The following is a 6,709-nucleotide window of genomic DNA, read 5'->3' on the forward strand; positions in this document are numbered from 1 at the left end:
CCTGTAATATGCAAAAGTAGCGCCCTGACGTTCCGCAACTGAATAAATTTGCTAATAAAAGCCGAAATAGAGGATCGTACTTCCGGTACTCGGCTGAGGAAGCAGGATTACTACAGAATCAGGAGGGATTCAGCATGGCTGATTTACGAACGAATCTAGCTGGAATTTCGTCACCCAACCCTTTCTGGTTGGCATCGGCTCCACCTACGAACACGGGGTATCAGGTTCAGCGGGCTTTTGAAGCGGGGTGGGGTGGCGCGGTGTGGAAGACGCTCGGCGATCCGATTATTAATACGTCCTCGCGTTTCGCAGCTGTTCATTTTAACGGGCAACGTGTTGCTGGCTTCAACAATATCGAGCTGATCACTGATCGTCCTCTAGAGGTCAATCTCAAAGAAATCTATGAAACGAAGAAGCGCTTCCCCAATCATGCATTGGTCGTTTCCTTGATGGTTGAGCCCAAACGAGAGAAATGGCACGAGATCGTCAAAAAAGTCGAAGCCGTCGGCGTAGATGGACTCGAATTAAACTTCGGCTGTCCGCATGGGATGGCTGAGCGCGGGATGGGCTCGGCATCTGGTCAACAGCCAGACCTCGTCGAGGCGCAGACCATGTGGGCAAAGGAAGCTGCACAGACACCCGTGATTGTGAAGCTGACGCCGAACATCACAGATATCACGAGCACTGCTTTAGCGGCGGTTCGTGGTGGAGCGGATGCGATTTCACTTATCAACACGATTAATTCGCTAGCTGGTGTTGACATCGATTCGTGGAACACAATTCCACATGTCGGCGGCAAAGGCTCACATGGCGGCTATTGTGGTCCTGCTGTGAAGCCAATCGCTCTCCACATGGTGGCGGATTGTGCACGCAATCCAGGAGTGAGCATCCCGATTTCTGGTATTGGCGGCATTTCTAATTGGCGCGATGCGGTTGAATTTATGCTAATGGGTGCAACAGGCGTACAGGTCTGTACAGCCGCCATGCATCATGGCTTCCGAATTGTGGAGGATATGATCGACGGGTTGAATAACTATTTGGATGAAAAAGGACTTGCCAGCGTCTCGGAGCTCATCGGAAAATCTGTTCCTCGTTACTCAGATTGGGGGAACTTGGATTTGAATTATGCCGTTGTTGCCAAGATCGACACGGAAACGTGTATTAACTGCAATAAGTGCCATATTGCCTGCGAGGATACCTCGCATCAATGTATTGAGAGGCATACGGATGATCAAGGGAAATCATTTTTGCAGGTGAGGGAAGAGGACTGTGTAGGGTGTAATTTATGTGCTATTGTTTGTCCGGTAGATGGAGCGATCTCGATGGTTGAGGTCGAAGGGGCAGAAGAGCCAATGACGTGGAACGAACGTCAAGAGGCCGTTGCCAAGCTGTCAGCGGGTAAAGATACCGATAAGAAGGAGGCTGTGTAGTCATGGCCAAGCTCATTAAGAATGGAACAATTGTCACTGCATCGGATCAGTATCAGGGTGATATTCTCATCGAGGACGGTATCATTAAGGCGATCGGACTTAGCCTGACCCAAGATGGTGCTGAAATTGTGGATGCCACGGGGAAATATGTATTTCCTGGCGGGATTGATCCGCACACCCATCTGGATATGCCATTTGGCGGGACGGTTACAGCTGATGATTTCGAAACTGGCACGATGGCTGCAGCATTTGGGGGTACGACAACGGTAATCGATTTTTGCTTAACGAATAAGGGGAAACCGCTAAGTCAGTCTGTTCAGACGTGGCATCAGAAAGCGAAAGGGAAAGCCGTCATTGATTATGGCTTTCATTTAATGATTGCCGAAATCAACGATGAGGTGCTGGCGGAACTGCCGGCCATGATCCATGACGAAGGTATCACGTCTCTTAAAGTTTTCATGGCATATAAAAATGTCTTCCAAGCGGACGACGGTACACTGTATCGTACTTTACTGGAAGCGAAAAAGCATGGCGCACTCGTGATGGTACACGCGGAGAATGGCGATGTGATTGAGTATTTAATCAAAGAAGCCCTCGAAGTCGGACATACTGAACCGATCTATCACGCGCTGACTCGGCCATCCCTGATTGAAGGGGAAGCTACGGGTCGCGCAGCCAAGCTCACGGCGTTAGCCAACTCTCAGCTCTATGTGGTTCATGTCACATGCGAAGAGGCTGTTCAGCAAATTACGGAAGCACGTAATCGCGGTGTCGATATCTGGGGTGAAACATGTCCGCAATATTTGATGCTCGATCAAACGTACCTGGAAAAGCCTAATTTTGAGGGCGCGAAATACGTGTGGTCCCCGCCGCTTCGGCCGAAGTTCCATCAAGAAGTGCTGTGGAATGCCTTGAAAACAGGACAGCTGCAAACATTGGGCTCTGACCAGTGCTCGTTTAATTTTAACGGTCAAAAGGACTTAGGGCTTGATGACTTTAGTAAAATTCCCAACGGTGGGCCTTGCATCGAGGACCGATTCTCCATTCTGTTCTCTGAAGGGGTAGGGAAAGGGCGGATCACGCTGAATCAGTTCGTAGATATTGTGTCGACGCGAAGTGCGAAGCTGTTTGGCCTATTTCCGAAAAAGGGGACGATTGCGGTTGGCGGGGACGCGGATATTGTGATTTTTGATCCGACTGCGAAGCGTACGATTTCCGTCGAAACCCACCATATGAATGTGGATTATAATCCGTTTGAAGGGCTTGAAATAACGGGGGAGCCTGTGACGGTTCTATCTCGTGGCGAGTTCGTCATTCAGGATAAACAATTCGTTGGAGAAGCGGGAAATGGTCAATACATCAAGAGAAGAACATATGTTCCATTTGCATCGGATGAGAACAAAGCGAAGAAGGAAACGGTCCAGGGAGGTGCCCCCTATGTCTGAATTTGAGCTCTTTCAAGCGGAAAAACAAAAACTTGACGACTACGTCGCACAGAAATACAAAATAGTCGGCGTGCTCGAAGATCTAGAAGGGGCATGGCTGGATCTCGAGCACCCCGGCGGTGAAACGGCTAGGCTGCATTTGACGACGGCCAACGCCAGAAAGTATTACGTAAACGTGTTGTTGTCGCAAGGCAAATCCAAGGCTTAACGGATGGCTCCGTTCAGATATTCATAGCCATGCAAGGCGAGCTCCAGCGCTATTCGCTTCTGCGGCAGCATGAAATCGTCACCAAGAATAGCGGCGATTTTGTCCAGCCGATGGTATAACGTTTGCCGAACAATGAACAGCTCCTTCGCTGTTTCTTGTTTCGAGCCGGACAGCGTTAGATACATGCGCAACGTTTTCAGAAGCTGACCATTTTTCTCGCTATCATACGTTAAAATACCACTGAGATACTCTTCAATGAACGCGGTCAGTTGACCGGCTTGCTTCAGGAGCAGGATTACCTTGTAGACGTGGAGTTCGTGATAGAAGGGCTTCGGCAGCACGCCGATATCCTTCTGGATCTCTATTGTTTCTAAGGCGGATTCATAGCTGATGTGAATGTGAAGCGGGTCGCTGACTGCCCTGCCAATGCCCATTAGCGTCGGAAATAGATGGGATTCTTGCGTTTTTTGCAAGCGCTGGATCGTTCGCAGAACTCGTTCGTGACAAATATTAGATGGCGTTTGATCTAAGAGAATGAAGACAATACGCTGATCATACACCGTTGGCAGCAAATAGAAGCCATCTCTTTCAAAAAGGGAGCGGGCGATCATTTGCTTCTGAAAAAGGAGCGTTTCTTGCGATTTGAAGCTCTCGCTTCCTGCGGCCTTATCGAATACGCAAACGATGATTGGACCCAGCTTCACTGCAGGCTTGACGGACATGACATACTCACGAATATCCTGAAGAGAATGCTTACCACCTAACCAATCGGTCACCCATAGGTCCTGTTTGTAGCGGGTTTTCTCCTCGATATAGGTGGTACGCATCATTTCTTGCGCAATGGCGGTCGCGCAGCGATCCAGCGCGAGTATTTGGTACTCACTCAGCTCCTGTTCGGCATATAAAAGCAGGTCTGCGAACAAATGTTCTAATGCGAGGATGGGTCGATGGGCTAGCTTGTTTTTGACATCGGATAAGTGAAAAATTTCTCCAAATATCCATTTCTCATAAAATGCAGCACCCTCCTCCTTCGGAAGTGAAGGGACGAAAACCGCGGCATCCGTATCGAAAGGGAAGAAGGCTACTTGCGCTTGTGTCGTCTCTTGAAGCAGCTTTAGTAGCGGCTGTAAGCCTTTGCCAGATAAAAGCAGCTGATTCAGCTTCGTCGAAAGCGATTCTAAATCGGACACCATTTTGTGATGCTGATGAATGAAATGCGTATGTAAATCCTGCGTGATATCAATATAACGAACTTGCTCATGGAAAAAAATGAGCGGGAAATTCGCTTGAAGGGCAAGCGTCTTCATACTCTCTAGCGGATGCTTCGTATAAGTACCCAATTCGATACACAGTCCTGAAGCTCCGCTGTCAATCAATTGCTGAAGGAATGAAAGACTCGTTTCCTCGTTGTCCTGCCAACCAATCCCCGTGCTTAGTATAAGTTCATTCCCATTCAAAAGGTGACCGACTTGCGTAACTTCCATGATATGAACCCAGCGAACTTTACGAGCTAAAGCTTCTTCTGTAGCAATGGCCTCTGCCTTATGAAAGAGAGGGCGCTGCAAAATATCATGCACTGTTAATTGTAAAAGAGTCTGTACCAATCCGAATCACCACTTCCATGGAAGGTAAGTTGACGTACTAATGCACAATGAGGGAATGAACTATATTATATAATGTGTCCAATGACTTGTGGTGAAAATTTCTAGCCCCAGGAGATGAACGAAGATGACGAACCTGCAAAATTTGATCAATGGCGTTTGGGTGGATTCATTAGGCGGTGAAATGAGTGATGTCATCAATCCTGCAACGGGTAAAGTGATCGCGCGTGTGCCAATATCGACGGCTGAGGATGTGGAGCGTGCTGTGGACGCTGCTCAACTTGCCTATGACGCATGGAGTAGAACGCCTGTTCCAAAACGTGCGCGAGTCTTGTTTCATTACTGGCAGCTACTGCAGACTCATGAGCACGAGCTTGCTGAGCTGATCACGAAGGAGAACGGGAAAAGCTACAAGGAAGCGCTTGGTGAAGTGCTGCGCGGCATCGAATGTGTAGAATTTGCTGCTGGTGCACCTTCGCATATGATGGGAGCTACGCTCGCAAACATTTCTGCGGAAATGGATTCCGAGTTATTTCGTGTGCCGCTAGGCGTTGTAGGGGGCATTACGCCATTTAATTTCCCAATGATGGTGCCATGCTGGATGTTTCCTCTTGCGATTGCCTGTGGGAACACCTTTGTTTTGAAGCCATCGGAACGCACCCCGCTAACCGCCATGAAATTAGCCTCGCTGATGCAAGAAGCGGGACTCCCTGATGGTGTGCTGAATGTCGTGCATGGCGCACATGATGTAGTCAATGCATTGACGACGTTACCTTCTGTCAAAGCAGTATCCTTCGTCGGCTCGCAACCTGTCGCCAAGTATGTGTATGAGCGAGCATCTGCGGCAGGTAAAAGAGTGCAAGCCTTAGCAGGCGCTAAAAACTATCACATCGTCATGCCCGATGCGCATCAGGAGAAAACGATCGAGAATATCGTTATGTCGTCGTTTGGCTCTGCAGGTGAACGCTGTATGGCTTGTTCAGCTGTCGTAGTTGTAGGGGATGGGGAGGCGTTTGTGAGCGGGCTGCAAGAAGCTGCTGCTCAGTTGGTGCTTGGCAGTGGGATGGAGGAGCAGGTCACGCTGACTCCGATTATTCGAGACGAGCAGCGGACGCGAATCGCGAGCTATATTGAGAAAGGCATAGTTGAAGGCGCAGAGCTACTAATCGATGGGAGAACCGTGGAAGCATGTGAAGGCGAGGGATTTTTCCTCGGGGCGACGATCTTCGATCATGTGAAGCCTGAGATGACGATTGCGAAAGAGGAGATTTTTGGGCCTGTCTTGTCTTTATTCCGTGCGGTGGATCTGAATAGTGCGTTGGAATTAGTAAATCAATCGCGCTTCGGGAATTCAGCGGTTATTTACACCGAGAATGCGAAGGCTGTGCGTCAATTCCGCGAGGAGGTAGAAGCGGGAATGCTAGGTGTCAACGTTGGCGTACCAGCGCCGATGGCCTTTTTCCCCTTCTCAGGCTGGAAGGATTCGTTCTATGGCGATTTGCATGCCAATGGCAAGGACGGCGTCGAATTTTATACGAAGAAGAAAATGATTACCTCGCGGTATTTTTGAGCGTGGATGTGAAGGGTTTGCGAATAAGGAGGAAAACCTGGGGCGATGCCTCAGGTTTTTATGTTGTTGGGAGAGTTGTGAAATGCTGTAACGTTGAAAAACACCGTTACAGTTCCAGAAAGAGCTCCAAATGATAGATTTCCTCGCTGTAAGGATGAAAAACACCGTTACAGCTCTAGAAAGAGCTCCAAATGATAGATGTCCTTGCTGTAAGGATGAAAAACACCGTTACAGCTCCAAAATGAGCTGCAAATGATGGATACCCTTGCTGTAAGGATGAAAATGGACCTCTGTCAACTAAGTAGACACTCGCTAAGAGAATTAACCAACGACTCTGTAATAGCTTTTTTCAAATTGAACTGGTGAAAGGTAACCCAAAGAGCCATGGATCCTTTTACGATTGTAAAAAAGTTCAATGTACTCGAACATATCTTGTTGTGCTTGGGCTTTGGTCA

Annotated in this window: 6 protein-coding genes; 4 read left to right on the forward strand and 2 right to left on the reverse strand. The window is 48.6% G+C overall.

The features are described from left to right. Window positions 1–134 precede the first annotated feature (134 nt). From preA to AC58QC_RS10865, 3 genes are read left to right on the forward strand one after another with little or no spacing between them, the layout of a single operon-like run. Window positions 135–1,430, forward strand: a complete 1,296-nt coding sequence (preA, locus tag AC58QC_RS10855) for an NAD-dependent dihydropyrimidine dehydrogenase subunit PreA (RefSeq protein WP_497415149.1) — start codon at window positions 135–137, stop codon at window positions 1,428–1,430. A gap of 2 nt (window positions 1,431–1,432) precedes the next feature. Then, window positions 1,433–2,875, forward strand: a complete 1,443-nt coding sequence (gene hydA / locus AC58QC_RS10860; protein ID WP_497415150.1) for a dihydropyrimidinase — start codon at window positions 1,433–1,435, stop codon at window positions 2,873–2,875. After that, window positions 2,868–3,083 (forward strand): hypothetical protein, encoded by a 216-nt coding sequence (locus AC58QC_RS10865; RefSeq protein WP_497415151.1) that lies wholly within the window; start codon window positions 2,868–2,870, stop codon window positions 3,081–3,083. Before hydA ends, AC58QC_RS10865 begins: the two co-directional genes overlap by 8 nt. On the opposite strand, the gene AC58QC_RS10870 is transcribed toward AC58QC_RS10865, so the two are convergent. Then, entirely contained in the window at window positions 3,080–4,687 is a 1,608-nt protein-coding gene (locus tag AC58QC_RS10870) for a PucR family transcriptional regulator (RefSeq protein WP_497415152.1), read from the reverse strand. The two genes, AC58QC_RS10865 and AC58QC_RS10870, sit on opposite strands and share 4 nt — an antisense overlap. 124 nt (window positions 4,688–4,811) lie before the next feature. On the opposite strand from AC58QC_RS10870, the gene AC58QC_RS10875 reads away from it, so the two are divergent. Then, the gene (locus AC58QC_RS10875; RefSeq protein ID WP_497415153.1) at window positions 4,812–6,254 is read left to right on the forward strand and encodes a CoA-acylating methylmalonate-semialdehyde dehydrogenase; all 1,443 of its coding nucleotides are present in this window, start codon (window positions 4,812–4,814) and stop codon (window positions 6,252–6,254) included. A 321-nt stretch (window positions 6,255–6,575) separates the two neighbouring features. On the opposite strand, the gene AC58QC_RS10880 is transcribed toward AC58QC_RS10875, so the two are convergent. Further along, a partial coding sequence (locus tag AC58QC_RS10880) for an IS3 family transposase (RefSeq protein ID WP_497415174.1) occupies window positions 6,576–6,709 on the reverse strand: 134 nt, incomplete at its 5' end.

The organism is Paenibacillus sp. J22P51 (genome assembly GCF_059692215.1).